The sequence below is a fragment of the Enterococcus gallinarum NBRC 100675 genome (assembly GCF_001544275.1).
Classification (GTDB): Bacteria; Bacillota; Bacilli; order Lactobacillales; family Enterococcaceae; genus Enterococcus_D; species Enterococcus_D gallinarum.
This window is the reverse complement of record NZ_BCQE01000016.1, coordinates 82,232-105,142: the sequence shown is the minus strand read 5'-3', so window position 1 is coordinate 105,142 and position 22,911 is coordinate 82,232. Positions and strand designations below refer to the sequence as shown.

The window sequence follows — 22,911 nt, the reverse complement described above, 5'->3', positions numbered from 1 at the left end:
TTTTCGAGCACCAAAATACCCATTTCTTACGGAAGCGATGATGATTGATCGATTGCTTGGCTTTTCTACGTCCCTGAAGGAGGCGTATCCCTATTTTCATGAATTAGTTGAAGCCTTTCGAGACAAAGACCCTGACTTATTTTTCTCCTTATTGGCAGAACTTCCCGAAACGTTAGATGACGGCTTTCGGGAAAAGCTCCAAAACCTTCTGACCTATGAAGAAGGCATCACCAACGCGATGATCTATCCTTACACCAATGGAAAAATAGAAGCGAAGAATACCCATATAAAGACAATGAAACGAGTATCCTACGGATTTAAATCATTTGAGAACATGAGAATTAGAATCTTTTTGATCAATCAATTAATCAAAGTAAGATAACAAAAAATCTGAGCCAGAATGAGGTTCATTCTGACCCAGATTTGATTTTGTACAACCCATCAGTCCTTATTGACAAAGAGCCGATCTTTTTTCGTTTTTATGCAATTGTTAAAAACACCTATTGAATATTCTCAAAGATTTCAGTTGATCATTTTTATCAAGCTTTAGCCTAACAAAATCTCATACACGATATACAGTTCCCAAGTCGATACTTTGATTTTATAAAATTGCTCTAGAGTATAAAAAATCATCTGTGCATTCTGATAAAAAGGTTTCTGGTTTATTTTTAACTTATTGATGTCTTCCGGTACAGGATAATCTTCGGCTCCAAGAATCGTTCGTTCCACCATCAACGCCAAATGCATCATTAAGTTGAATTTCATTTTTGCATTCAATCTTAAGTTGAACCTTTTCTCGCACTTCTCTACCACATCTTCTACTTGACGAATAATGACGTCAGGGTTCAGGAACTCTAGCTTTTCTGACAGTCCTTCTTTTGAGAAAAAATGGATGAACTCTTTTACTAATAATGGCACGCTACTTGGGTGAATCAAGTTTTTCAGTTGTTTATTCAAATGTCCCTCTGCATCTTCATCTAGTGCATCAATCAAATTGATACTAGGAACAGCCGCCGAATTATCTAGGTAAGAAGTGGTTACGATCAATGCGGTTTCTTTCAAGTAACCTTCTTCTGATGAGGCGCGCTCTAATGTATTCACTAGTTCACTATAATTCAATACAATCAGCTTGATATCAGGATTAAAATATTTCTCGCAAATGGCTTTGATTTGTTTGGCGACGTCGCGGCCAGATATACTGGCTATGATGACATTCTTTTCTACTGCAAACCCTTCAAAATATTGAATGTTCGTAACAAAATCCTGCTCTGCCGTTTTGGCAATCTCATAAAAAAGATGCCCATTTATCAGCTGCTGACCGATCTCTAATGCAAAAGAGGTCGTTAAATTATTGATCACTAATAGTTCGCCAAGAATCTGAGGTTTTAAACTTTTATACAAATGTGTCAATGAGCCCATATCTACTAGCATGATGACCCCTTCAGAAGTATCTCTTTCTGATAGCCAATCGCTAACTTTCAAAACGATATCTCTTGCGGAAGAAGACAAAGGCATATCAATGGCATCAAAAACATAGTCACCGCACATTTTATTTGCCACAGCTTGGATGCTACTAGCGGTGGTATTTCCATGAGCAACAAGAAGCGCTTGGTAGTAAATATCTTCTGTAACTTTGCCAATAAGCAGCACTGCCAGAAGAAAATTTGCTATTGGTTGAATCTCATCGGGTAATGTCTTTGTTAAATTTGCTGATAAAAGCAAAGTTCTTGGGTATTCTTTTGAAAGAAGATGGCGTTTCTCTGTTATTTTTTTCATAGTAATCTCGGTTTGTAATACTTGTATTAGCCGACAAACTAAGGAAGCAGCATCCTCTGTCAAAGATTCATTATCAATCACTAATCGGTTTTGCTGTTGAATGCTAGTGATAATGTTCATTGAAAGACTATCGTTCGTCCAGGATATAGTCCGTTCAAGATACTTGTTATCAAAATCTTGTAACTTTTCTTTCATAACAATGAAATCACTTAAATCAAGTAATGAAAGCAGTTCCTGCTTCAAAAGATGAAGATTAGCTGAAGTAGACTTTGTTGCTGGCGGATAAGAGATTTGAATAGTATGTTCATTGTCCGATCCGATAACTAATGTTGAACTGTTTGGCGCTATCCGTAATGCATTGGCACAATCCATTCTTACCTGGTTTGACAAGCTGCCAATGTTACCTGGAAGTTCTTGGTGGGTTAATTCAGTAAAAACATCATTTGAAATGACGATGCTTTTCTTGATGCGCTTTGCCTCCTGCTCAAACAAATGGGTGACCAGATCTACTCTCTCGAAAATAGGTCGCTCATGAAAAGAAGGTAAATCTACAATCACTGAAATTCGACGATAAAAAGTAGGCAGTAAAACTTCTTCAGGCGCTTCTGTCGTCGCAAATAAGAGTCGCACATTTGCTTGGACCATCTCTGCTTCTTCGCCAACTGGACGAAATCTCCCGGTATCCATAAATTGAAAAAGCTTCTCTTGATTCTCATGCGAGAGTCGATGAACTTCATCTAAAAATAATACCCCATTGTCTGCCAAAGCTAAAAGTCCGCTTTTTTCCTTTTCTGCTCCAGTAAAAGCTCCTCGCGTATGCCCAAATAGAATGGAAGACAATAATTCGGGGTTATTCGTGTAATCAGCGCAATTAAAGACCAAAAACTTTTGTGCGCCTGGACATTTTTTCTTTTGAAGATAATCAAAAATCAACTCCGCCAAAAAACTTTTACCTACACCGCTCGCCCCATGTAAGAGCAAGGGCAATCCTAATGGAGGGTATAAAACGGCTGACTTACACTTTTCAATGGCATTTTTTGCACTACCAGTACTGCCTATATACTGAGAAAAGACGTCTTCCACAAAAGTGTCATCTGAAACAAGCTCCCAGTAGACAGGCTTCGTTCCAACTTTACTTACGATGTTTTGATTTAGCAGTTCATTTAAGTACAAGCTGGTTGCTGAGCGACTCAGCCCAATAGCGTTGGCAATTTCTTGCGTCGTCATGGCCTTTTCTTGTGCTACTAGCTGTAGTATCTGTTCCCGTGTTTCTTTTCGCATATCTTTACCTCCCCCATAAAAAATACAGCATAGAAGAAAAAAAGTCACTCCGTCTCTGTAAGAGAATTAGTTCTGCTATAAACTTTCTTGGTAGGGGATAAAGATTCCTGTACTTTTTAAAAACGTTGCTCGATTCCCCGATTTATGCCCGATTAGAAAGCAATTGTGACAAAAGTAAAACGACAGCTTCTTCTGCATTTTTTGCTTGAATAATAGCAGATTCTCCCTTATCGCCAAAACGATTTAGCCAGATTGGCCGCCAGCCTGCCATTTGAGCGGGGATAATATCATTCGAATAGCTGTCTCCTAAATAATAGATTCGTTGTATTTGCTTTGGCAATTGCTTAGCTACTTTTCGAAAACAGCTTACATTCGGCTTCGCATCACCTATCTCTTCTGAGATAAATTGCCAATTTGGATCAATCAATTGATTTAGCATTAATTGATCGATTTTATTCTGCTGTTGCAATGCAAATCCATTGGTCAGCACGCCACATAAGATTCCGCTTTTCTTTAAGCTTCGCAAAAGAAGTTGCATCTCTTTTGATAGTAGTTGTTTTCCTTGGCGTAGATGGTAATAGTCGTCTAACTCAGAAGTATTAACGCTTGAAGTTTGCTGTAATGTTTGAAGAACTAACCGCCAGCGATCAGTTTTGTGCTTCCTGTTTCCCTCTAAGTAGTTTTGATAGATCTTTTCACTGTTTTGGCGAAAGTTCCGATACAACTGTTTCAAAGCAAGTTCGTTTAGAGATCCAGGAAAGAACTCCTGGATCGTCTCCTTGAAGGCGCAAAAATTATCTAACAATGTATCATCAATATCGAAAAAAACCGCCTGATCATTTAGCATATTCCCAACAGTCCCAAAATAATACCAAGAAACATAATCCCAAACATCACAGCGTTGACGTTCACTTTTTTCCGTAAGAGCCAAAAAGCAATCAATGTGACTGTTAATGGGACAATCCCCACAAATAACTGATCCAAATAATCTTGGATCTTCATTGCTTCCTTACTTCCTTCAACGCTTACTTCGAGAATTGTTTTAAACTTAACGTTGGATGCTGTCATTGAACCCATCATCATTAAACCAAGCATGCTAGATGCTTTCGTTAAAATCTTCATACCACCGGATTCATACATCCGCTGAATAAAACTAGCTCCAACCGAGTATCCGCTATAAAGTGCATAGTAGTGAATCAAGAAAGCAGGAACGTTATAGATCACTAGAAATAAGATAGCGCCTAATGGTGAACCAGTTGCTGCGAGTGAAATACCGATTCCAGCTGCAATGACCCGCAAAATGCCCCAAAAGAAAGAATCACCGATCCCAGAAATAGGTCCCATCAATGAAGCTTTTACCGCTGTGATCGAGCTTGGATCAAACTGGTCATCTTCGCTATTTTGTTTTTCCATAGATGCAACTAATCCCATAATGAAATTGTTGATATGCATCGTTGCATTGAACCAGGTCGTATGACGGACGATTGCCTCCGCACGCTCTTCCTTCGATTGATAGAAACGATTGATTACTGGCAATAAAGTATAGATCACACCTACTGCGTGGTATTGCGTTGCTCCTGTACGACTGGCGTTCATCGTCCATGAACGCCAAAAGACGGAGCGCATCATTTTCTTTTCTTCTTTGGATAAATTCTCTTGAAATTTCATGCGAAAAAGTCCTCCTCTTCTTCCGCTTTTGTCATCGGTCCAACATGGCGACTGTTCCCTCCATTGTTCACGTCGCGAATCTCTAAGTCTCGTTGCGCACTGACCACGCAGATCACTACACCAATAACTGCAACCGCAACTGCCGGTAATTGCAAATAAGCGGTTAGGACAAAACCTAAAATATAAAAGACCGACAGCTTCTTGTCCCACAAAAGTTTCATCAACATAGCAAATCCAACAGCCGGCAACAAACCTCCTGCTGCACTAAGCCCGTTCATCATATTTTGAGGAATATTTTCAACAAATGTATTGACCGGACCACTGCCAACTAAAATACCAATAAAAGCGATAGAAGCGATAATCAAATAATAAATAAGCCACGTTCCATAATGCAAAAGCACGATCATTCTTTGATTATCTTCGCGAGCCACCTTATCCAAGGATGGAGCAAAGATATTCATGAATACATTTTTTAAGAACATCACTACGAATGCAGCTAGCATACCGATAGGAACCGCTAATGTCATGGCTGCATTTTGTTCCACATTCGAAATAATTGCAAAAGTTGTTGCTAACGTTGTCGCTGTCACTGGTTCTGCAGCAATTACCCCACCAATATTTACATTTCCTAAAAAGACCGCCTCTAATGATGCACCCATTAGAATTCCAGTTTTCATATCTCCCATCAATATACCGGTTACAAGCCCTACCACTAATGGGCGTTCCAACATACTTTGACCAGTCAAATAATTTCCGGCAAAACAGATAAAAACCGCTAGAGCTGCCATCGTTGCATGCATTAACATTTCTTTCCCCTCCTATTTTAAAGCATCTTTTAAACTTAATTGCGGATTAGACGGCAAAACTTGGTTGTAACAGGTGACACGGTCCAAACGCACCAATTCCCTTGCCGCAGCTAACTCATCAGGATTTAATTGCACGCTCGGAAAAACCATCGTCTTTGTTGCCTTATCTGATTTGTCGAATCGACCAGCATTAGCAATGTTCACAGTTTCAACGGTTGCAACATTTTGAGCAATTTTGTTAGCATCTTTCACACTGTTTACAATCACAAAAATTCGTTTATCAGCTCCTCTAGGATCATTAAACAGTTGAATGGCATCCTCGACGGATCGAATCAATAACTTCATCCCATTAGGCACAGCCATTTTCAATGTCATTTGCATCACTTCATTTTTTGCTGCCTCGTCGTTGGCAACAACTAATAAGGGAGCATTCAATTCTTTTGTCCAAACGACAGCCACTTGTCCATGAATCAGGCGATCATCTACGCGTATTTGTGTTATCATCTTTTTTCCTCCTATAAATTCTTCTTATTTATCTAAAAAAGTGCTTCTTCCTCTGGTAATTGAGTGGACACTAAGCGAACCTGACAATCATTGATTGCTTCATTGACACTTTTTTGAGTGAAAATTTCACTTTCAGAAGTCAGAACTAGTGATAAAATAATTGCCAAATTACTGTTGGAAATGACGAAGATCTGCTCTTTCTTGTTTCTCATCAGCTCGGTCACCGCTGTTTGATTGACACTACCACCATAAAGGTCAGTAAAGATAATGCCTTGTTCATCAGCGTTGATCGAGTTGATAAAGTCACTAATGATTGGCGTATAATCCTCATTTGTCAAATATGCATCAACAACGACAAGATCAGCGCCTCGACCAGCTAATATTGTCAACGAATTTTGAAAACCGCTGGCTAGTTTTCCATGTGTTGCCACTAAAAATTTTTTTTTCATATCCTTCACCTCACTCTATTAAAAGCAAGATTCATGCCAAAAAAAGAAAGGGTAAAAAGCCCTACACTACAAGCTTTTTACCCTTTTGGGTCTGTTTAAACAGGTTTTTTTGTTTTAAACACATGATACTTTTCTTCACCTTCTAGTCCATTGACTTTGAGTCTAAAAAGTATCACTTAATGACTTTTTATTGTAAATGGAATAGATTGTAACAGGAAAAATTGTCTCTGATTCTAATTTATCAGAGATTGGATGGTATCCAAAACAGCACCAGAGTTATTCGTTCCAATCACAGTTGTCGCTGCTTCTTTAATCTTTTGTTGCGCATTTTCCATAGCAAAACTATTTTTGACATCCCTGATCATTTCTAAATCATTGCCGCTATCTCCGAATGTTGCCATTTCGTCTAAGCTGATTCCCCACTTTTCTCCTAACATTTTAAGACCGTTTAATTTGTGTACTCCCGGGAGGATTAAGTCGATGTCTCCATGTCCACTTGACACTGGAATCAGTATACCGGCTAAAGATTTCTTTAGAATGTGTAATTTTTCATTCGCGTCCTCTTCATCAAATGAAAGAGCAACCTTAAAAATCGCATCGTCTTCATCACCTATATCATATAGGTCAGCTATTTTTTTTAGTACAGGATAATAAAATTTTGCTTCATTTAGCGTGGAGTCTGATATCGTTTCAGAAATATAAGCGCTTTTTTTGCCGCATAAAATCAAATTTTTCGGTTGTAATTTTTCAAGAATAGCCAATGTCTTCGTGATATTCTCAGACGGGATTTTTGCATTATAAATATGTTCACTTCCAATTAAAATATTTGCGCCGTTTTCTGCTACAAAAGCCATTCTTTCATAATGAGAAGGAAAAAAGGAACGTAGCTGAAAATACTGATTGCCACTTGCTACCACAAATTTAATTTTGTTTTCTTCTAGGACCTGAAAAATCTGATTGAATTGAACGACATTATATTTCTTTTCATCATTTAAGAACGTCCCGTCCATGTCAACAGCGATCATTTTTATTGTCATTTTTATACCACCCTTCAAGGTGATTATAGTCAATGAAACGCGTTCCATGTCAAGAAAAATAAGCAACCGTAAATTTTTGATCATGATTTTAAAAATTTTAAAGCCGCCTAGGATAAGGCGGCTAATTTGCTATTTTTTTCCATAAAGTAAATCATTTTTATTCCATACGGATAACCAGATCGACCCGCTATCTTTCAAATGAACATTCGACCAGAACCAGCCACCTGTTCCTTTTTGGGCATTCGTCGCACTGATCACTTTTGCTGAATCAAAAACGAAATAGCTGCCTTTTTCAATCACTTGATCGCTAGTTTTGTTCCCATTTCGATCAACCTCAATCACATCACCTACAGCAATCCCATTGTCTGTCCAATTAAAGCCAGTCGGTACGAGATCATTAGATTTGATTTGCCAAAGCCCATTTATATGCTGTAGATCATCTACTTTATAAACTTTTAGCCTTTGGTTAGGTGTAGGATTTGGATTGGTTTGATTGTTGAACGGTGGTCTGATCCACCCTTTGATAACACCCCATGAGTCATTGTATTTAATATAATGCTTTTGAACTCGTTGAACATTGTTAAAGTTTTGATCCGCTACCGTCATCCCAGTCTTATCAGCATTAATAACAATTCCTGTATGTCCCCAAGGTGAGCCATATACCTGATATATAAAAATATCTCCTGTTTGAGGATAAAGATTTGCGCCATCTCTGATAACTTTGAAACCATTCTTATTACCCGTATTCAATAAATCAATTGCGCCAGCCCCCGAAAAACTCGTTCCAAATAGATCGTAGGCATACTTGTTAATATAATCAAAGCATTGCGCCCCGTACACGCCATCAAAATCATAAGATTTACCAATAGAGCTATTTACCCAGGATGTTGCTTGAGAAGTCGTTGTGGCAGAAGCATCTTCAGAGAAGAAAAGACCCCCAAAAGTAACAACAAATAAGCCCGCAACAAACAAAAGACTCTTTCGAAAATTTTTCATGTTCATTTATCTCCACACTCCTTCGTTTCTTTATATTAAAACCCATCATGATGGCTTAATACCTTATCCTAAGTCAGATCAAATAGTAATTAATAAAATAGTAAAAATATATTTTTTATTTTCTTAATTATACTACGCTCGCTTCTTTGAATCAATAATTTATTTATAAATTATTTTATTATCAAAAGAATATTTGTTGCTTTGTTTGACATACGGTTCGTTAGCAAAAAAAGAGCTTCCCAAATTGGAAAAATCCTTATTCCTAAGTTTTATTTTTTTCTAAGAGAAGTTATTTTAGTGAGCAATGGTGCTTCGGAGCGACATGAAGGCTAATAATCCTCTTTTTTCTTTTCTAAATATTTATAAGTGACTATTTTTTATCGTGGTATAATTTAGGCAAAAGGAGGAGTTCAAAATGTGGCTTTTCAGTTTTGTTTGGTATGGTTTTATTGGCTTTGTCTTATACTGGATTATTCGGCTTGCTGTTAAACATGGCATCAACGATTCCAAAGAAGTATGACACTTGTTTAGTTTGACGACTGTTTGAAAACGATAATAAAGATTAATGTAATAATCACCTATTCTTAACGAACTAAGGAAAAATTAGAATTAAACGTAAAAATCTCTCCTACTTGATTCCGTGTAAGAGAGATTTTTAGTTACAATAATCATTCTGTAAATAATATTTACTTCTTTGGTTATTATGTGACTCTTTTGAGAGAAAACTGATAAACTATTGTGGCTCATTATCGAAAAAGCAAATACTTGGAGACACTAGCTAATAGATTAAACTCCAAAATATAACTATTCATGAGATCCTATTAACAAATTTGATACGGGCTCGATTACATTATCTTGTACCTTATCTGATCAATTAGGTAGTGTGTTTATAATCGGTTGGTTCAACAGTCTTTTTGAAAAGTCAGAAAGACAGAAATTATTTTGCGCTTTTTTAAACTCCCCAATTGCCATAACTATCTCACTTGTTTTTTGTACGAATTTCATCCACTAATTTCCCTTTTCATCAATAATACTTAGTGGTCATATGTTTAAAAATAATACCTAGCTTGTTTAACATACATGTTGCTTTGTCGTTTTATTTATTCGTCTTCTTGGCATGGTAAATTTCAATAAAAAAAGAAATGGTAAATGTGATCGTTACTATCCACATCGAATACATTTTTAAAGACTGGCTGATAAAGGCTAGTAAACAGGCACCAACTATGAAAGAGACAACGACTATAGTATAGTTGTGTGCATTCCGTTTTTGCATGGAAGATTTATCTTTTGAGGTCAAATACAAGTACCACTCGTTAAGCATCTTACGATAATTCCCCGAGGTCATCATAATCGTATAAGGATTTCCTTCAATTTGAGTACCACTAAACGTCAGCATAAGTAAACCACTCCCGAAGGCAAGAATACCAATTTTAAAAAGCTGAAGATCTTGAGGTAATAATGGAATGACGAAACTAGATAAAATCGCAGGCAACATGGTGTAACTTCGCCAGTAGTCACTGAAGTTACTCCGTTTAAGAAGAATCCCTAATAAAAAACCTACTGTGAACATGATGATAGATAGGATTTTAGGAAGCATTTGCTGCCAATCATTGTGAGATAAATTTGACGCCATCAATATTACATTTCCGGTCTGTGTAGCAACTAATCCATGAAAATAATTATGACAATAGACATCTATTGCTCCTCCTGAAAAAGCCATTAGAATAGCAAATAAACGACTATTGTTCGAAACAGCAGGAACTTTTGGAAATTTTTTTTGCATAGTGGACTCCTCAACACTTTTTAAATTTTGTAACCAGATTTACACTTAACGATTCTACAGAAACACACCATTAGGAGACTGTCTCATCAAAGAAAGCATCCAATTAGCATTCATTCATGTGAGCTAAAATGTTCTCCCCTATTTTTAGGGAAATCAGTTAATTTACTTTCGTGGTTTTCATTTAACAGAAGCAGTATACTCCTCAGAATTGTTAATGAATGGGGATAATAATGAGTTTTCGCTAAAATATTCTGAAGTCTCTAGCTTTTTTGATGAAAATCCCATTATATTCTATAAGTATTTTGAACTTTTATTTGATAAAAATCCAGTTATTTATAAAATGAAGGTGATTTTATAAATTGTTTTCAATAAGTAAATATGCAAAAATATTACTTGTTATATGAATCAATTTACAAGTCGCTATTGCTACGATTATTTTATTTATTCAAAAAAATTACCTCTTTTGCCTACTAAGTTTTATTTTTATTCCAATGATATCTTGGTATTACTATTTATTAAAAAGATCGATAAATGAATTCACAGATGATTAAAACTAATGTAGTTTGTTGCGAAGCAGTATTCGGTGATTGGTAAAACGAAGATTATGAACGAATTTGAAGCAATTAAAAAAGGCCCTACTCGATTCTGAGTACAAAAGTTTCTTAGTACAATACTATTTTTCTTCTGATCAATAATCAGGTGACAAAAACGAAAGTTGTTTTTTTTCACCATTAGTGTTAATTTTCAATCATATAATAGTATATATACAATTAAAAAATAGAAAGTTGTGAATTAAATGAAAAAATCATTTATAAGTCTTTCCGTTCTCTCTATGTTATTCATTGGTCTAAGCTTCATTGTAAACGCTTATTCAGAAGAACATCCAAAGAAAACACCTATTACCACTGGTACGAGCAACACCTTCATAACCGATTCATCAAATGATATTTCTAATCCTATAGTAACAAACTCACTTGAAGACGACACAGCGCCCACTACGGCCGCTTCATCAGAGCAAGAATCTCAAACATCTCTTTGGGATATTGAAGATGAAAACGAAGTAAACTATGATTCTGATCAAACAAATCTGCCAGAACTAACAGAGCAAGAAGTAACGAAAATCAAAGAATTATATGAAAAAGGAATATCTGAAGGAAAAGTTACTCAAGAATTGTATTCCTATGAAGCTTTTCAAGAAAATTATCAAGCGAATAAAACAACTTATGAAGAAATGAAAGATATATTTCCCAATTATCACTCTTATGGTGACTGGTTTGCTCAGATAATGAACTATGCTGCTTTTCCAGATGGAGAAGGTCATTCCCCCAGTGAAACAAGGCGAGAAAAGAGAGCAACAAAAGAACAAAATGCCAATCGTTTTAAACGTGATATTCGAAAGGGAGACATCATTATTGTGAATAGTGGAGGATTTGGTCATGCTGCTATCGCAACCAGTGATAATTATATTCTTGAAATGACTGGGGGAGATAACCCTGTGAATTGGTTTTTGACAGGCATATCTAATAATAATAATCAGTTCAATAAGAATAATTGGTTGTGGGGAAACCGAGAACAAGGGGTAAAAGTAAAACCAAGAATAGATGAACCTATACAAATATGGCGTGTCCCTAACAAAACTATGGCTAATAAATGCGGAACATATGCTGATAAAACTTTTTGGAATTCTTCAGGGGGTTACAAAAAAAATCGCAAAATCGATTATTTACTTAGATCAGGTACACTTAGTACCAATCCAAACTATTGTTCCAAACTAGTTTTTCAAGCGTACTGGTATGGCAGTGGCAACGCTCCTGTCGTACAAGGATATGCATCAGGACTTGCTTTTATTGCACCAAGCGCTTTACCTAACTTATTTACTAGTTCGTACAAACCTTACAAAGTAGGCAGTTATTAGATTATAGTGGAGGTCTTAGAATGAAAAGAATATGGAAAAAATCAAAGTGGCTTATACTAATAATACTCTTTCCGCTTATCTTATTCATTAGTTTACTGTTATTTTTCTTTATAAAAGGGTTAACGATTGAGGCAAAAGGTAAGGAGGAGATTGCTCATTATATCCAATCTATAAATATACCTGATGATGAAATAATTATTTTGAATGGAGAACAATACTCCATCGGACTCCTTTCTATTGATGGATTTCAAGAGGAAATCACCACAAAATCAGATTATGAAACTTGGAAACAAAAAATCAAAGAGACAGGTAAATTCTACAACGAAGAAACAGTACCTAGTAATTACACTCCTGAATTAGAAGACTGCGAATTAATTTACACCTTTTCCTATAATTCAAATAGAAAAACAATAAGTTTTGTATACGAGATAGCTGGAGATGCTACGGGGAACAAAAAAATAATTAGGGAAAATTTTGCTTATCCAAATATTCCTTTCGATTACCCAAAAGAATAAAAATTCAGCTTATCCTTCGCGTGCTATCTCAATTTTACAACTAAAAAATGCCTGTTTTAATACTGTCTTTGTTACTTATGTACAAGCCCACTCAACAAGAGCGGGCTATTTGTTTATCACGGCAACTTATTGTTGTTCAACGCTCTCTGTAATGCCTTTACTATATCAGATACTGGACTGATAATACCGTCCACCATCATTCCTAATGCTTTTTGCATCGCTTTGATTGTTGCTTCACCACATAGACCATCAATTACACCAGAATAATATCCTCTTGCTTCGAGGCCCATCTGGATTGCACGAATCATGTCATATCCGATCAAAGTAATATCAAACTCAGCGGTATAGATATTTTGATTGTACTTTTGTTTGTATTGATGACTAATCACTTTACCTCTAGTTGCAGAGTAACGAGTGGTCCCCATTGGGCATCGATTGCCAATTTGATCATTTGAGCACTGTTGTCAGTATTTGCATCAGAATTGCCGATCGTAATAATTCGATAGAAATGATGCGTTAATCGAGTGCTCATATAAGAATCATGGCTGTCTGTGTGAATTCCGTTCCAATAATAGTTGCAATGTATAAAACTCTTATTGTTCAAAAAGATACCGGTATGCCCTTCTGATCTATGAGAAGCCCCAGGAGTTTCAGCGATAAAGATATCAACACGCACGACTAATTTTCTTGAGCATTGTTCCATTCATGGCAAATAACGTTTCTGTTTCACACGTTTCAACACTTTAATTCCATTAACTTCCGTTGTGCATGCTCTTTGTATACTTCTGGCGCTTCACCGATCAAATCCATCAAAGAAAGATAAAAAAACGGACCTGTTGGCTGTCATTTGGTAATATAGAAGTCTGTACCTTGGACAATTACATGAGGAATACCGTATATGGCTTCCAAGTCAACCGCAACATCTTGAGCTAGTATAAACCATGCTGTTTGCGAATAAATTGGTGTGACTTCGTCTGGCAAGTCTTTGGGTCTAGCTTTACCGACTAGACCCGTCCCGAATTCACGAAACATAGCCTGTTGCTTATCAGTAATTGTATAGGATAGTCAACTTAGCTCAAGAACAGTCAAGAGTATTATAATAATGGATTGTCTACGATTCATCGGCTTGCTTTAGTAGTGTAGGGTTCTCGTAAATTCGGCATTCCACGCATTCTTGCTAAAGTTGCTGCAGTACGTCTGAACCTATGAGGATGGACGTTTGTTACTCCTGCTCGCTCCCCTAACCGTTTTACAAGCTGCTGACTTCCTGCTGACGTCATTTGGTTGCACAAAGGAAAATGGTGAACCAGTTACACCTAACTCTATTAAATAGTCAGCAAATAAAGTCAAAAAAATTTGGACCTCGATTTCCATTATCATTCATTGAGACACACTCATGAAACTTTGCTATTAAAAGCAGGAACAAAGCCGAAAGCTGTTCAAGAGCAATTGGGTCATTCAAGAATCTCAACCACTTTAGATAAATATGTACACGTTACAAAACAAATGAAAAAGAGACAGTTGATCTCTTCTCAAAATCGCTAAAAAGGCAAGTTAAATAAAAAATTTGCCTACGAGCTAATCTAATCGTAGGCAAATGGAGGCAGAATATATCTTTGGACATGAAAAACTTAATTCATTTTCAAAAACCCTTTGCTATTTCTTCGGTTCATCCTCGTCCATTTTCGATACCGACAGCTAGCTTATAACCCAAGGTATATCAACATAAAAAAAATAAAAATAGGCTGTGACAGCAGCGTGACAGCAAAAAAGATGGAAAGTTAAATATCAAACCTCGTAATTTCATTTGCGAGTGCTTGATTTGTTTCTGGATATAAGTGTCCATATTTGTCCAAAGTAGTTTTAATAGAGGCATGACCCAGACGCTTAGATATTGCATAGATATTTTTATTATGTTCAATTAAAAAGGCAACATGCGAGTGTCTTAATCCATGCATATGAATTGGTTTTACTCCTGCAATTTCAGCTAGTTTTTTTATTCTGCTTAAAATAGTTCTTGGAGATGGCGGTAATCCATCAAAAGAAAAAACCAATTCTATATTTTTCCCAATTGATTGTTGAGTTTTTTTCCATGTTTTTAAATCTTCAACGGTTTGTCTATCTAACGAAATTATCCGAATACTTGATGTATTTTTTGTTTCAGCAAATTCATAATCTTGTCTTGTACGGATGTAAATTGACTTATTTACGCTACATCTGCCATTTATTAAGTCAAAGTCTTTCCATTGTAACGCTAAGAGCTCCTCACTCCTTACACCTGTAACAAAAATAAAACGCATCAAACGTTTATAAAATTCTTCATAAAAATCCCCGTGATAAACACTATTATATACTTTCTTAAATTCATCAACTGTCCAAAATTCTACTTGGGGACGCTGAGTTTTTATTTTACCTATAGTATCTACAGGATTTTCTTCAATAATTTCAAGTACAATTGCCCTTTTAAAAACTACTCTCAACTTATTGAATATCTGTTTAATATAATTTGGTGATAATGGTTGCTCAATGCCCTTTTTTACAACATGGATTTTCGATAAAAACTGTTGAAATTCCTGTATATGAATTGGTCGAATCTTTACAACCTGCATTTCTCCAAAAAAATCCAATGCACGTTGTAAAATATGATCTGTTTTCATATATGTTTTTTCTACAGTTCCCAACTTATACCAAGGAAAAAAATACTCTCGATAAAAATCATGAAACGTTATTCCTTGCAGATAAATTCCTTGTGAATCAGAAAAACTTTGTTTTAACTCTTCGAGTCCCCTTCTAGCTTCTCCTTGAGTTTTGAAGCCTCTTCTGGTCACTTGAATTCTTTTTCCAAAGCGATCTTGTCCTAAAGTTGCAGAAAAAAACCAAGTGCCTCTTTTTCTGTCTTTATAAACATTCGCAATTTTCCTCATTTTACTATTCCTCCCAAGAAATATGGAGAACTTCTTCTAAAATTGAAATAGGAATTCTTTTTATTTTTGAATTACGATAAAAAAAGTATCCTTTCTCAACTAAAAGTTCTTTACATTCCTTGAAGATTTTATTAGCATAGTACTGAGAAAAACCTAGATTAATCAAATCTTTTCGAGTAGCTGTTTTCATTATAGCACCTTCCTTACTTTCTTTCATTTATTTCTATCAGCTGCTTTTGTCAAAAGCACATAGGAATTTCACCTCTCCCCAAGTTTACGGCGAGCCTTACGGAAGTATCATTATCCCAACTTTAAATCATCGCTTTTTATTGACTATAAAAATTATTTTAGAATATTTATCGCTCCTTCTTTACAGCAAGAAATCATGGCGCAACTAAAATATGCTCCTTAAAGTGTTAACGTACTGATAGAATCTATTTAATTTTCAATGAACAATAGGTTTTCTACCTAAAAGAATCTACTAATTCCTTAACTATTAGAAGATTCTTTTAAACAGAAAAAGTGGAAAGGGGATTTTTTTAATTAGTTAATTTTAAATTTTAAGATCGCTTCTATTAATTTAATTTCTAGCTGACTTATCATATATTCATCTACATAGGTAACCAATTGACCTACCTCGTTAAATCCATTTGTCAAACATAACTTAGCCATATAACTATGATAATGTTTGAGTATCATCTTGATCGAAATTGGATCTCCTTCTAGAGCAGATAAGATAATGGATAGTGGAACTAATAGGTACTGCCGCTTTTTGGATTTATCTACCATAGGTCATACCCCATTTTCAATTGTTCAACTGCCTTCTTTCGTTGATACCAGATACCACTTGTGCTCATATTGAGAATTTTACCGATTTCAGCATCATTAAAACCTGCAAAATAATAAAGTAGGATAATCTTTCTTCTTATCTCCGATAACTGATCAATTGCTGCTGATAACTTTTGATCTGAAATTAATATTTCCATTCCAAATAAGAAATAGACATCTTGTTCATCAAAATGAGTTTGGGAATACCTGCCTTCATTTGAATCTGCCAATGGTTCCTCATTATCCTTTATGTTAGCGTTTCGTTTTCGAATAGAATTAGCTTCGTTTCGTAATACTTTTTTACAGTAGGCATCAAATTGGTGTTGTATAGATATGTCATTGTAATGTTGTTGCATGATAATATGCTCCTTTTTTCCCCTTTCCACTAATACAACAATCAGTGAGCCCCTTTTTTTCGAAAAAACTAGAAAAAAACATAAAAATATTTATCATTCTTTAAACAGAAAATCTTTCTATAAAAAACAAAAAAAACGATTAGGCTAGGCTAATCGTTTTTTGAATATTCTTAAAAAATCCAAATTATTTTTTATAACTGAAATTGGGTATTGATGACCATCGTTTCTGTAGATAGTAAGCAATCATTTTAGGTTTTCTATCTCTAGTAAAGATTCCTTTCTTATTTCCTTGAACTCTTAAAATCCCTTGACTTGTTGCAAAATCTGCAAAATTCCACACTTGTTCACCAACAAAATTTTCACATGTATCTATTACTTCGTGATTTGCTTCGTAATAAGCCACTTGATACTCTTCTGTAAACATTGTTGGTACTGTATCATGAAATCCAGCTACTGTATCTGCTCCATATTCTGTAAAAATTATTGGCGTATCAGGACATCTTTCCATCCATCCATCTAGCTCTTTTTTCAACAGAAATTTTGCATGTGACAGATCTCCTCCTGAAACATACCAACCATAATAACGATTTAAACATAAAACATCGACAATATCTCCTACCTTACAAACATCTGGCGTTGATTTTAGATAAGTAACGATTGTTACAGGTCTTTTCTGCGGATCAAGTTCTTTAGTTAATTCAACTAAAGGTTCAAAATATTCTTTAGCACCTTCGGAATCCGAATCTGGTTCATTTGCAATAGACCACATTACAACACTTGGGTGGTTCTTGTCGCGTTCTATCAATTCCTTGATCACCGTTTTATGAGAATCTTCTGTTCGTATCTCTTTCCACGTATTATGTTTTTCCACATTATCATCTAATAAAGTGGCCATGAAATTTAAATGTAACCCTACTGCAGGTACTTCATCAATAACTACAATACCTTCTCGATCTGCTAATCGCATAATTTCTTCTGAGTAAGGATAATGTGATGTTCTAAAAGAATTAGCACCTATCCATTTCATTAAATTAAAATCTTTAATATTTACAGCCTCATTCAAACCACGTCCATTAACATACGAATCCTCATGCTTACCAAATCCTTTAAAATAAAAAGGTTTATTATTAATCAAAAATTTGCCATTGGTAACCTGAACACTGCGAATACCAAATTCTTCTGTATAGGTATCGATCACTTTATTATCATCAATTAAACTAATTTTCATACTATATAAATAAGCATCTAGAGGTTCCCAAAAAATTGGATTCTTAAGCTGAATCATTCCTTTCTTTCCTTCAGCTTCAGCTACAAGTTGAGCCTCTTCGTCATATATCGCTATTAAGATTTTTCCGGTCCATTCTGTATCGATATTGAATTCTACACTTGCATCCAAATCAGTTATTCTTGTATTAATAGTAATATCACTTATATAGTCTTTCGGAGTTGTATATAACTTAACAGGTCTATGAATACCTGCATAATTGAAGAAATCAAAATTAACTAAGTTTTCCTTTTTTATATCCCCATTTTCCTGTACTGTTTCCTTCATAATCCCCACAGGTAAAGTACTATCGTCAATAATATTGTTTACAGCAACTGTAATTCGATTATTCCCGTCTTTTACAAACCGATTAATTTCAGACTCAAATGGTGTAAACCCACCTTTGTGTTGAGTAATCAACTTTCCATTCAAAAAAACTTTTGCTTCATGTGTTGCAGATCCAAAACGAAGAACTAATCTTTCTTCTAATAATCTTTTAGGAAGAGTCACTTCTTTTTCATACCACACCCATCCAACATGATTTCTAATGTTCTCTGTTTCAAATAAATCATTATAAGAAGAGGGAACTGAAATCGGATAACTCTCTTTTTCATTTATTGGTTCTAAAGCAAGTTCTTCCTGTAAGTCATCATTTGTATCTAATTTAAATCTCCAGAGACCGCTTAAGTCAATTACTTGCCTCGTCTCTGTCATAATGGGATACAACATATAAACCACTCCTATCTAAATATTAAATAAATGTATCCTTTAAACCACAATAAGCATCTATTGGACTTACTCCCTTAAATTCAGAAAGACCCATTAGTTTGTCCACCAATATTTCTAAAGTTTCTTGTTTTCCATCATAAGTATTAATATAAGTCTTTACTTGAGGTACATCAGCCAAATGAAACGGACACTGTACAGATACAAAAATTGTTGGAATTTCATGAATGTAAAACGGGATATCCGGAGTTCCTTTACTTGCTGGCCAGACAATTCGTTGAACTGTGCCTGGATTAACATTAGCTATATTAATGATCAAGTCATATTTTTTAGTTAAATTTTTAATTGGTCTCTTAGCAGCATATATTCCAGCTATATTTTTAATTTTTTCTTCTTGCGATAATCCTTTAAATTCTTCTTCAGGTGAAATGTATTTTTCAACTTCAAATCCTTTTGCTGACAAAATCTGTTTCAATAAATCAATGGCTTGAGGTCTATTTCCAGCAACTACTTCACCAAACCCACCTTTTACCCCATGTACATCTACTAGTAAAATCCTTTTATATTTTTCTGGTACAATAGGCCAAATATCTTGTTTATCTTTAACTAATGTAATTGCTTGGTCAGCCACCTCTTTAAAAATTGATTTATTTTCAATTAACCCAATTTTTTCCAGAGCTTCTTGCTTAGGTAATAAAATTTGTTCTTTTGCTTTTTTGTATAATCCCAATTTAGCTTTTAACCCTAAAATTCTTTTTAAGGCATCTAATAACCGATCATCAGAGATAATTCCTTTACGATAGCCTTCCATCATATAATTAAAGTCTTCATCTGGATCATTAAAAAATAGAAATAGATCACATCCAGCTGCAATAGAAGTGGGCAATAATTCTGATCGTTTCATTGCCCCAGTCATTCCTAACATATGACTAGCATCAGTAACTACTAATCCATTAAATCCGAGTTTTCCTCTAAGTAAGTCAGTGATTAATTCTTTTGATAAAGTTGCAGGAAGTAAATCTTCATCTTTCAGATCAGGATTAAAATGTTTTGAATAAGCTGGCATATGGATATGACCTGCCATAATTGAAGGTAATCCAGCTTCTATTAAGCCTGAGTATACTTTTCCAAAAGAATTATCCCATTCTTCCGTACCTAAACTATTAATACTAAAAGATAGATGCTGATCTCGTTCGTCAATACCGTCACCAGGGAAATGTTTAGCTGCAGGCAAAATTCCACTCTCCTGAATACCTTTCATATAAGCTAAACTAAGTTCTAAAACTTTATCAGGGTTTTGTCCAAAAGATCGACTAGAAATGATAGGATTTCTCCAATTTCTATTAATATCTACAATAGGAGCAAAACTCCAGTTACATCCAATAGCCGATGCTTCAATCCCAGAAACTCTCCCTAATTCATAAGCATATTTCGCATCATTTGTTGCACCAATTTTTACTTCTACACCAACTTCAGTACCATCTGTACAAGCTCCATTACCACCTGCTTCCGTATTAGCAGCAATTAATAGAGGAATTTTACTTTCTGTTTGTAAGATATAGTTTTGATCATATACCTCATCAGCAGTTCCTGGATTATATCGTACAGCTCCAATATGGTACTGATTGACCATATTACTCAAGTAATTTTTATCACGACTAGATCCCATATTAACAAACAATTGACCTATTTTTTCTTCCAAAGTCATAGAATCAATCGTCTCTTCAATCCAAGAAATAGCATCTTCATCTAAATTATATGGTTTTTTTCGTAAGTCTACTTTTATAGTCATTTTCTTTCTCCTCTACTTATTAGTAAGATTTTTCCAAAAAGTATCTATATATTTTTGTTCAATATCTACATACTCTCCCGATAAGCATTTAAATAAAACATCAGTTCTTAAGTTTTCCCATGATTCTTTTTCTTTATTAACCAAAATAGGATAAAAGAAAACTTTATTTTTATTTGCAGCTTCTAGATCACCAGGAGAATCACCAATCATTAATACCTTATCCAAATCACAACCATTTTCAATTACACTTCGAATAATGTCTTCTTTTTTTCCTTTATCTTGACAACACAGTTCATCAACTAATGATAATAATTCATGTCTTTCCCATTCTTCTTGAACAGCTTCCTTATTAGCTGAGCTTACAATAATTATCTTCCCATATTTTTTCAGAGCTTTTATAGTATCTCTAGCACTTAAAAAGGGTTTATCTAATCCTTTAGCTTGACTAATCTGTTGATTGACTTCTTCCGACCATTTTAAAGCTTTTAATAAATCCTCTGACTGAGAATATTCTATTTCCCTCTTCAAAGATGGATTAGACAATTCTTTTGTTAGAGATACCCAGTGCTTTAATCGATTAATCGATGTTACATCATTTTTTTCTAATGTTTTAACTAAACCTAAAAATCTGTTTATTCCACGAGTCCCTGAATATAAATTAATATTATTCCAATCCTGTAGGAATTTTTCTCTATGATGAACATCAAAAATCTCTGCAGCAATTGGTCCGAAAAAGAGATTGTGTTTATAAGTCATCGTATCCATAACACAGCCATCTGAATCAATACAAAATATCCAATTATTCATATTACTCTCCTATTTATGTTTTTGTTTTAAAAGCTCGCAATTTTCTAAGACTTTATCTTTAGATAATGGATAAAGGAAAAATAAAATTAATCCTACAATCAAAAAAGAAATTGATGGAATTAACGTTGAAGCGTTATATAACTTTTCTAAAACATCTCCCGTTTGTACATTTGCTAAAGAGTCATAGCCTATAATAGAAAGAGTCCAACCTCCGACGCCTCCAGCTAGAGCTTGACCTATTTTTCTAGCAAAAGAATATACCGCATATACGGTCCCATCTTCTCTTTGATCAGACTTTACTTCTTGATCATCAATAACATCAGTAATATTTGCCCAAATAACAGTATTAAACACACCCAAACCCATATAGCCAACCGAACTAAGAATTAAGAATACATACATATTACTAGTTTTTATCAAAAATAAGATCAAATATACTATTGCTGAAAAGAACATTCCTACTGATGCCACTTCTTTTTTTCCATATTTTTTACTTAAAAACAAAGTTAAAGGTGAAACAACTATTAAAACCAAAATAGGATTGATAAAATTCATTAAAACTATTCCCTGTGCATCATTATAGTAATCAGGAAATACATAATTATTCATACTCATAATTAATAATTGAGCAAGGAGTAAGAAAATAGCCGCACCAATTATAGAAAGTAATGCCCTATTTTTAACTAACCCTTTTAAAGATTTTAACAATGAAACTTTGAATTGAGATTGGTCAATTCTTACTCGTTCAGTAGTTAATTTATAACATATTAAATAACAAATAAGTGCACATATCGAAAATATTCCCGCAACAATTGTAAAAGTTGATCCACCACGAACTATTTGAGCACCTGAATCATCTCTTGTATAAATAAATAATGGTGTTAATACACCAATGACCAAACTTGCTAAAGTAGCTCCAACATTTCGGAATGTCGATAACATTGTTCTTTCTTCTGTAATAGAAGTAATAGCTGATGCCATTGATCCATAAGGAATATTTATAGATGTGTAAAAAATACTCCCCCATAATATATACGTAACATACATGTATACTACCTTAACGCTCATAGAAGCAGAAATCATAGAAGTTTGATACATTAAAAAACTTACTAAAGCGACTGGACCACTCATTCTTAAAATCCACGGTTTAAACTTACCCTGCTTAGTTGCTTTCGATCTATCAACAATACGCCCCATAGTTACATCAGTAACTGCATCGATAAATCTTGCTACTAAAAATAATGTTCCAACGGCAGCTCCGCTTATCCCTAATACTTTTGTATAAAAGATCATTAAAAAAGAACTAGCAAAAATGAAAGTGAAATCGTTTCCAAAATCTCCAAACATATATCCTATTTTGTCTCTTAGACCAAATTTTCTTTCCATACAATTCTCTCCCTTCTGTTGTTAAGCGTTTTCATTCCGATGAAAGTACGTACTATACTCTGAAGTGTAAAGAGTCAGTATTTATTTTTTACATTTCA

24 protein-coding genes and 1 pseudogene are annotated in these 22,911 nt (G+C 34.7%); 4 read left to right on the top strand and 21 right to left on the bottom strand.

Annotated features, from left to right (window positions below; genetic code table 11):
• A partial coding sequence (locus tag EG2_RS10835; RefSeq protein ID WP_174520215.1) for a transposase occupies positions 1 to 382 on the top strand: 382 nt, incomplete at its 5' end.
• Between the two features lie 164 nt (positions 383 to 546).
• Here the strand turns inward: EG2_RS10835 and EG2_RS10830 are convergent.
• The 9 genes from EG2_RS10830 to EG2_RS10790 form a co-directional block, all read right to left on the bottom strand.
• On the bottom strand, positions 547 to 3,057 hold the full coding sequence (locus EG2_RS10830) for a sigma 54-interacting transcriptional regulator (RefSeq protein ID WP_060814761.1): 2,511 nt from the start codon (positions 3,055 to 3,057) through the stop codon (positions 547 to 549).
• A gap of 142 nt (positions 3,058 to 3,199) precedes the next feature.
• A complete protein-coding gene (locus EG2_RS10825; RefSeq protein ID WP_060814760.1) occupies positions 3,200 to 3,904 on the bottom strand; it encodes an HAD family hydrolase in 705 nt (234 codons plus the stop codon).
• The gene (locus EG2_RS10820; RefSeq protein WP_060814759.1) at positions 3,898 to 4,725 is read right to left on the bottom strand and encodes a PTS system mannose/fructose/sorbose family transporter subunit IID; all 828 of its coding nucleotides are present in this window, start codon (positions 4,723 to 4,725) and stop codon (positions 3,898 to 3,900) included. Before EG2_RS10820 ends, EG2_RS10825 begins: the two co-directional genes overlap by 7 nt.
• Complete coding sequence (locus EG2_RS10815) at positions 4,722 to 5,531, bottom strand: PTS mannose/fructose/sorbose/N-acetylgalactosamine transporter subunit IIC (protein ID WP_060814758.1); 810 nt, start codon at positions 5,529 to 5,531, stop codon at positions 4,722 to 4,724. The genes EG2_RS10820 and EG2_RS10815 overlap by 4 nt, the downstream gene beginning before the upstream one ends.
• 12 nt (positions 5,532 to 5,543) lie before the next feature.
• Positions 5,544 to 6,035: a PTS system mannose/fructose/N-acetylgalactosamine-transporter subunit IIB gene (locus EG2_RS10810; protein ID WP_060814757.1), complete on the bottom strand. Its 492-nt coding sequence runs from the start codon at positions 6,033 to 6,035 to the stop codon at positions 5,544 to 5,546.
• 32 nt (positions 6,036 to 6,067) lie between these two features.
• The gene (locus EG2_RS10805) at positions 6,068 to 6,484 is read right to left on the bottom strand and encodes a PTS sugar transporter subunit IIA domain-containing protein (RefSeq protein WP_060814756.1); all 417 of its coding nucleotides are present in this window, start codon (positions 6,482 to 6,484) and stop codon (positions 6,068 to 6,070) included.
• 233 nt (positions 6,485 to 6,717) lie between these two features.
• Positions 6,718 to 7,521 carry a Cof-type HAD-IIB family hydrolase gene (locus EG2_RS10800; RefSeq protein ID WP_060814755.1) on the bottom strand — a complete coding sequence of 268 codons (804 nt, stop codon included), beginning with the start codon at positions 7,519 to 7,521 and terminating at the stop codon, positions 6,718 to 6,720.
• Between the two features lie 129 nt (positions 7,522 to 7,650).
• Complete coding sequence (locus EG2_RS10795; protein ID WP_139243349.1) at positions 7,651 to 8,517, bottom strand: lytic exoenzyme target recognition domain-containing protein; 867 nt, start codon at positions 8,515 to 8,517, stop codon at positions 7,651 to 7,653.
• 1,096 nt (positions 8,518 to 9,613) lie between these two features.
• On the bottom strand, positions 9,614 to 10,300 hold the full coding sequence (locus tag EG2_RS10790; RefSeq protein ID WP_060814753.1) for a YoaK family protein: 687 nt from the start codon (positions 10,298 to 10,300) through the stop codon (positions 9,614 to 9,616).
• A gap of 796 nt (positions 10,301 to 11,096) precedes the next feature.
• Here EG2_RS10790 and EG2_RS19395 point away from each other — a divergent pair.
• Positions 11,097 to 12,215 (top strand): hypothetical protein, encoded by a 1,119-nt coding sequence (locus tag EG2_RS19395; RefSeq protein WP_211279861.1) that lies wholly within the window; start codon positions 11,097 to 11,099, stop codon positions 12,213 to 12,215.
• A 20-nt stretch (positions 12,216 to 12,235) separates the two neighbouring features.
• A complete protein-coding gene (locus EG2_RS10780; RefSeq protein WP_060814752.1) occupies positions 12,236 to 12,730 on the top strand; it encodes a hypothetical protein in 495 nt (164 codons plus the stop codon).
• A gap of 116 nt (positions 12,731 to 12,846) precedes the next feature.
• Here EG2_RS10780 and EG2_RS19390 read toward each other — a convergent pair whose 3' ends face one another.
• The 4 genes and pseudogenes from EG2_RS19390 to EG2_RS19660 all read right to left on the bottom strand — a co-directional run.
• Entirely contained in the window at positions 12,847 to 13,119 is a 273-nt protein-coding gene (locus tag EG2_RS19390) for a peptidoglycan-binding domain-containing protein (protein WP_249024310.1), read from the bottom strand.
• Positions 13,116 to 13,406, bottom strand: a complete 291-nt coding sequence (locus tag EG2_RS19670; protein WP_249024311.1) for a peptidoglycan amidohydrolase family protein — start codon at positions 13,404 to 13,406, stop codon at positions 13,116 to 13,118. The genes EG2_RS19390 and EG2_RS19670 overlap by 4 nt, the downstream gene beginning before the upstream one ends.
• A gap of 167 nt (positions 13,407 to 13,573) precedes the next feature.
• Complete coding sequence (locus EG2_RS19665; protein ID WP_249024312.1) at positions 13,574 to 13,762, bottom strand: hypothetical protein; 189 nt, start codon at positions 13,760 to 13,762, stop codon at positions 13,574 to 13,576.
• A gap of 128 nt (positions 13,763 to 13,890) precedes the next feature.
• Positions 13,891 to 14,010 (bottom strand): annotated as a pseudogene (locus EG2_RS19660) (site-specific recombinase); the annotation flags it as partial.
• A gap of 76 nt (positions 14,011 to 14,086) precedes the next feature.
• On the opposite strand from EG2_RS19660, the gene EG2_RS19655 reads away from it, so the two are divergent.
• Positions 14,087 to 14,275: a tyrosine-type recombinase/integrase gene (locus EG2_RS19655; protein ID WP_071870183.1), complete on the top strand. Its 189-nt coding sequence runs from the start codon at positions 14,087 to 14,089 to the stop codon at positions 14,273 to 14,275.
• Between the two features lie 236 nt (positions 14,276 to 14,511).
• Here EG2_RS19655 and EG2_RS10765 read toward each other — a convergent pair whose 3' ends face one another.
• The 8 genes from EG2_RS10765 to EG2_RS10730 form a co-directional block, all read right to left on the bottom strand.
• Entirely contained in the window at positions 14,512 to 15,654 is a 1,143-nt protein-coding gene (locus tag EG2_RS10765; protein ID WP_010729348.1) for a site-specific integrase, read from the bottom strand.
• Positions 15,655 to 15,658: 4 nt separating this feature from the next.
• On the bottom strand, positions 15,659 to 15,844 hold the full coding sequence (locus EG2_RS10760) for a DUF3173 domain-containing protein (RefSeq protein WP_010729347.1): 186 nt from the start codon (positions 15,842 to 15,844) through the stop codon (positions 15,659 to 15,661).
• Between the two features lie 353 nt (positions 15,845 to 16,197).
• A complete protein-coding gene (locus EG2_RS10755; protein WP_060814751.1) occupies positions 16,198 to 16,443 on the bottom strand; it encodes a helix-turn-helix domain-containing protein in 246 nt (81 codons plus the stop codon).
• Positions 16,437 to 16,838 (bottom strand): RNA polymerase sigma factor, encoded by a 402-nt coding sequence (locus EG2_RS10750; protein ID WP_060814750.1) that lies wholly within the window; start codon positions 16,836 to 16,838, stop codon positions 16,437 to 16,439. Before EG2_RS10750 ends, EG2_RS10755 begins: the two co-directional genes overlap by 7 nt.
• Positions 16,839 to 17,022: 184 nt before the next feature.
• Entirely contained in the window at positions 17,023 to 18,831 is a 1,809-nt protein-coding gene (gene uidA / locus EG2_RS10745) for a beta-glucuronidase (protein WP_060814749.1), read from the bottom strand.
• Between the two features lie 22 nt (positions 18,832 to 18,853).
• Positions 18,854 to 20,620, bottom strand: coding sequence for a glycoside hydrolase family 3 protein (locus EG2_RS10740; protein WP_060814748.1), 1,767 nt, complete (start codon positions 20,618 to 20,620; stop codon positions 18,854 to 18,856).
• A 12-nt stretch (positions 20,621 to 20,632) separates the two neighbouring features.
• Positions 20,633 to 21,427 (bottom strand): HAD family hydrolase, encoded by a 795-nt coding sequence (locus EG2_RS10735; RefSeq protein WP_060814747.1) that lies wholly within the window; start codon positions 21,425 to 21,427, stop codon positions 20,633 to 20,635.
• 9 nt (positions 21,428 to 21,436) lie between these two features.
• Positions 21,437 to 22,813, bottom strand: a complete 1,377-nt coding sequence (locus EG2_RS10730; protein WP_060814746.1) for an MFS transporter — start codon at positions 22,811 to 22,813, stop codon at positions 21,437 to 21,439.
• Between the last annotated feature and the right edge of the window lie 98 nt (positions 22,814 to 22,911).

Bases quoted from the DNA above. Each gene is read 5' to 3' on its own strand.
- EG2_RS10830 (WP_060814761.1), bottom strand. From the start codon at position 3,057: ATGCGAAAAGAAACACGGGAACAGATACTACAGCTAGTAGCACAAGAA.
- EG2_RS10825 (WP_060814760.1), bottom strand. From the start codon at position 3,904: ATGCTAAATGATCAGGCGGTTTTTTTCGATATTGATGATACATTGTTA.
- EG2_RS10820 (WP_060814759.1), bottom strand. From the start codon at position 4,725: ATGAAATTTCAAGAGAATTTATCCAAAGAAGAAAAGAAAATGATGCGC.
- EG2_RS10815 (WP_060814758.1), bottom strand. From the start codon at position 5,531: ATGTTAATGCATGCAACGATGGCAGCTCTAGCGGTTTTTATCTGTTTT.
- EG2_RS10810 (WP_060814757.1), bottom strand. From the start codon at position 6,035: ATGATAACACAAATACGCGTAGATGATCGCCTGATTCATGGACAAGTG.
- EG2_RS10805 (WP_060814756.1), bottom strand. From the start codon at position 6,484: ATGAAAAAAAAATTTTTAGTGGCAACACATGGAAAACTAGCCAGCGGT.
- EG2_RS10800 (WP_060814755.1), bottom strand. From the start codon at position 7,521: ATGACAATAAAAATGATCGCTGTTGACATGGACGGGACGTTCTTAAAT.
- EG2_RS10795 (WP_139243349.1), bottom strand. From the start codon at position 8,517: ATGAAAAATTTTCGAAAGAGTCTTTTGTTTGTTGCGGGCTTATTTGTT.
- EG2_RS10790 (WP_060814753.1), bottom strand. From the start codon at position 10,300: ATGCAAAAAAAATTTCCAAAAGTTCCTGCTGTTTCGAACAATAGTCGT.
- EG2_RS19395 (WP_211279861.1), top strand. From the start codon at position 11,097: ATGAAAAAATCATTTATAAGTCTTTCCGTTCTCTCTATGTTATTCATT.
- EG2_RS10780 (WP_060814752.1), top strand. From the start codon at position 12,236: ATGAAAAGAATATGGAAAAAATCAAAGTGGCTTATACTAATAATACTC.
- EG2_RS19665 (WP_249024312.1), bottom strand. From the start codon at position 13,762: ATGTTTCGTGAATTCGGGACGGGTCTAGTCGGTAAAGCTAGACCCAAA.
- EG2_RS10765 (WP_010729348.1), bottom strand. From the start codon at position 15,654: ATGAGGAAAATTGCGAATGTTTATAAAGACAGAAAAAGAGGCACTTGG.
- EG2_RS10760 (WP_010729347.1), bottom strand. From the start codon at position 15,844: ATGAAAACAGCTACTCGAAAAGATTTGATTAATCTAGGTTTTTCTCAG.
- EG2_RS10755 (WP_060814751.1), bottom strand. From the start codon at position 16,443: ATGGTAGATAAATCCAAAAAGCGGCAGTACCTATTAGTTCCACTATCC.
- EG2_RS10750 (WP_060814750.1), bottom strand. From the start codon at position 16,838: ATGCAACAACATTACAATGACATATCTATACAACACCAATTTGATGCC.
- uidA (WP_060814749.1), bottom strand. From the start codon at position 18,831: ATGTTGTATCCCATTATGACAGAGACGAGGCAAGTAATTGACTTAAGC.
- EG2_RS10740 (WP_060814748.1), bottom strand. From the start codon at position 20,620: ATGACTATAAAAGTAGACTTACGAAAAAAACCATATAATTTAGATGAA.
- EG2_RS10735 (WP_060814747.1), bottom strand. From the start codon at position 21,427: ATGAATAATTGGATATTTTGTATTGATTCAGATGGCTGTGTTATGGAT.
- EG2_RS10730 (WP_060814746.1), bottom strand. From the start codon at position 22,813: ATGGAAAGAAAATTTGGTCTAAGAGACAAAATAGGATATATGTTTGGA.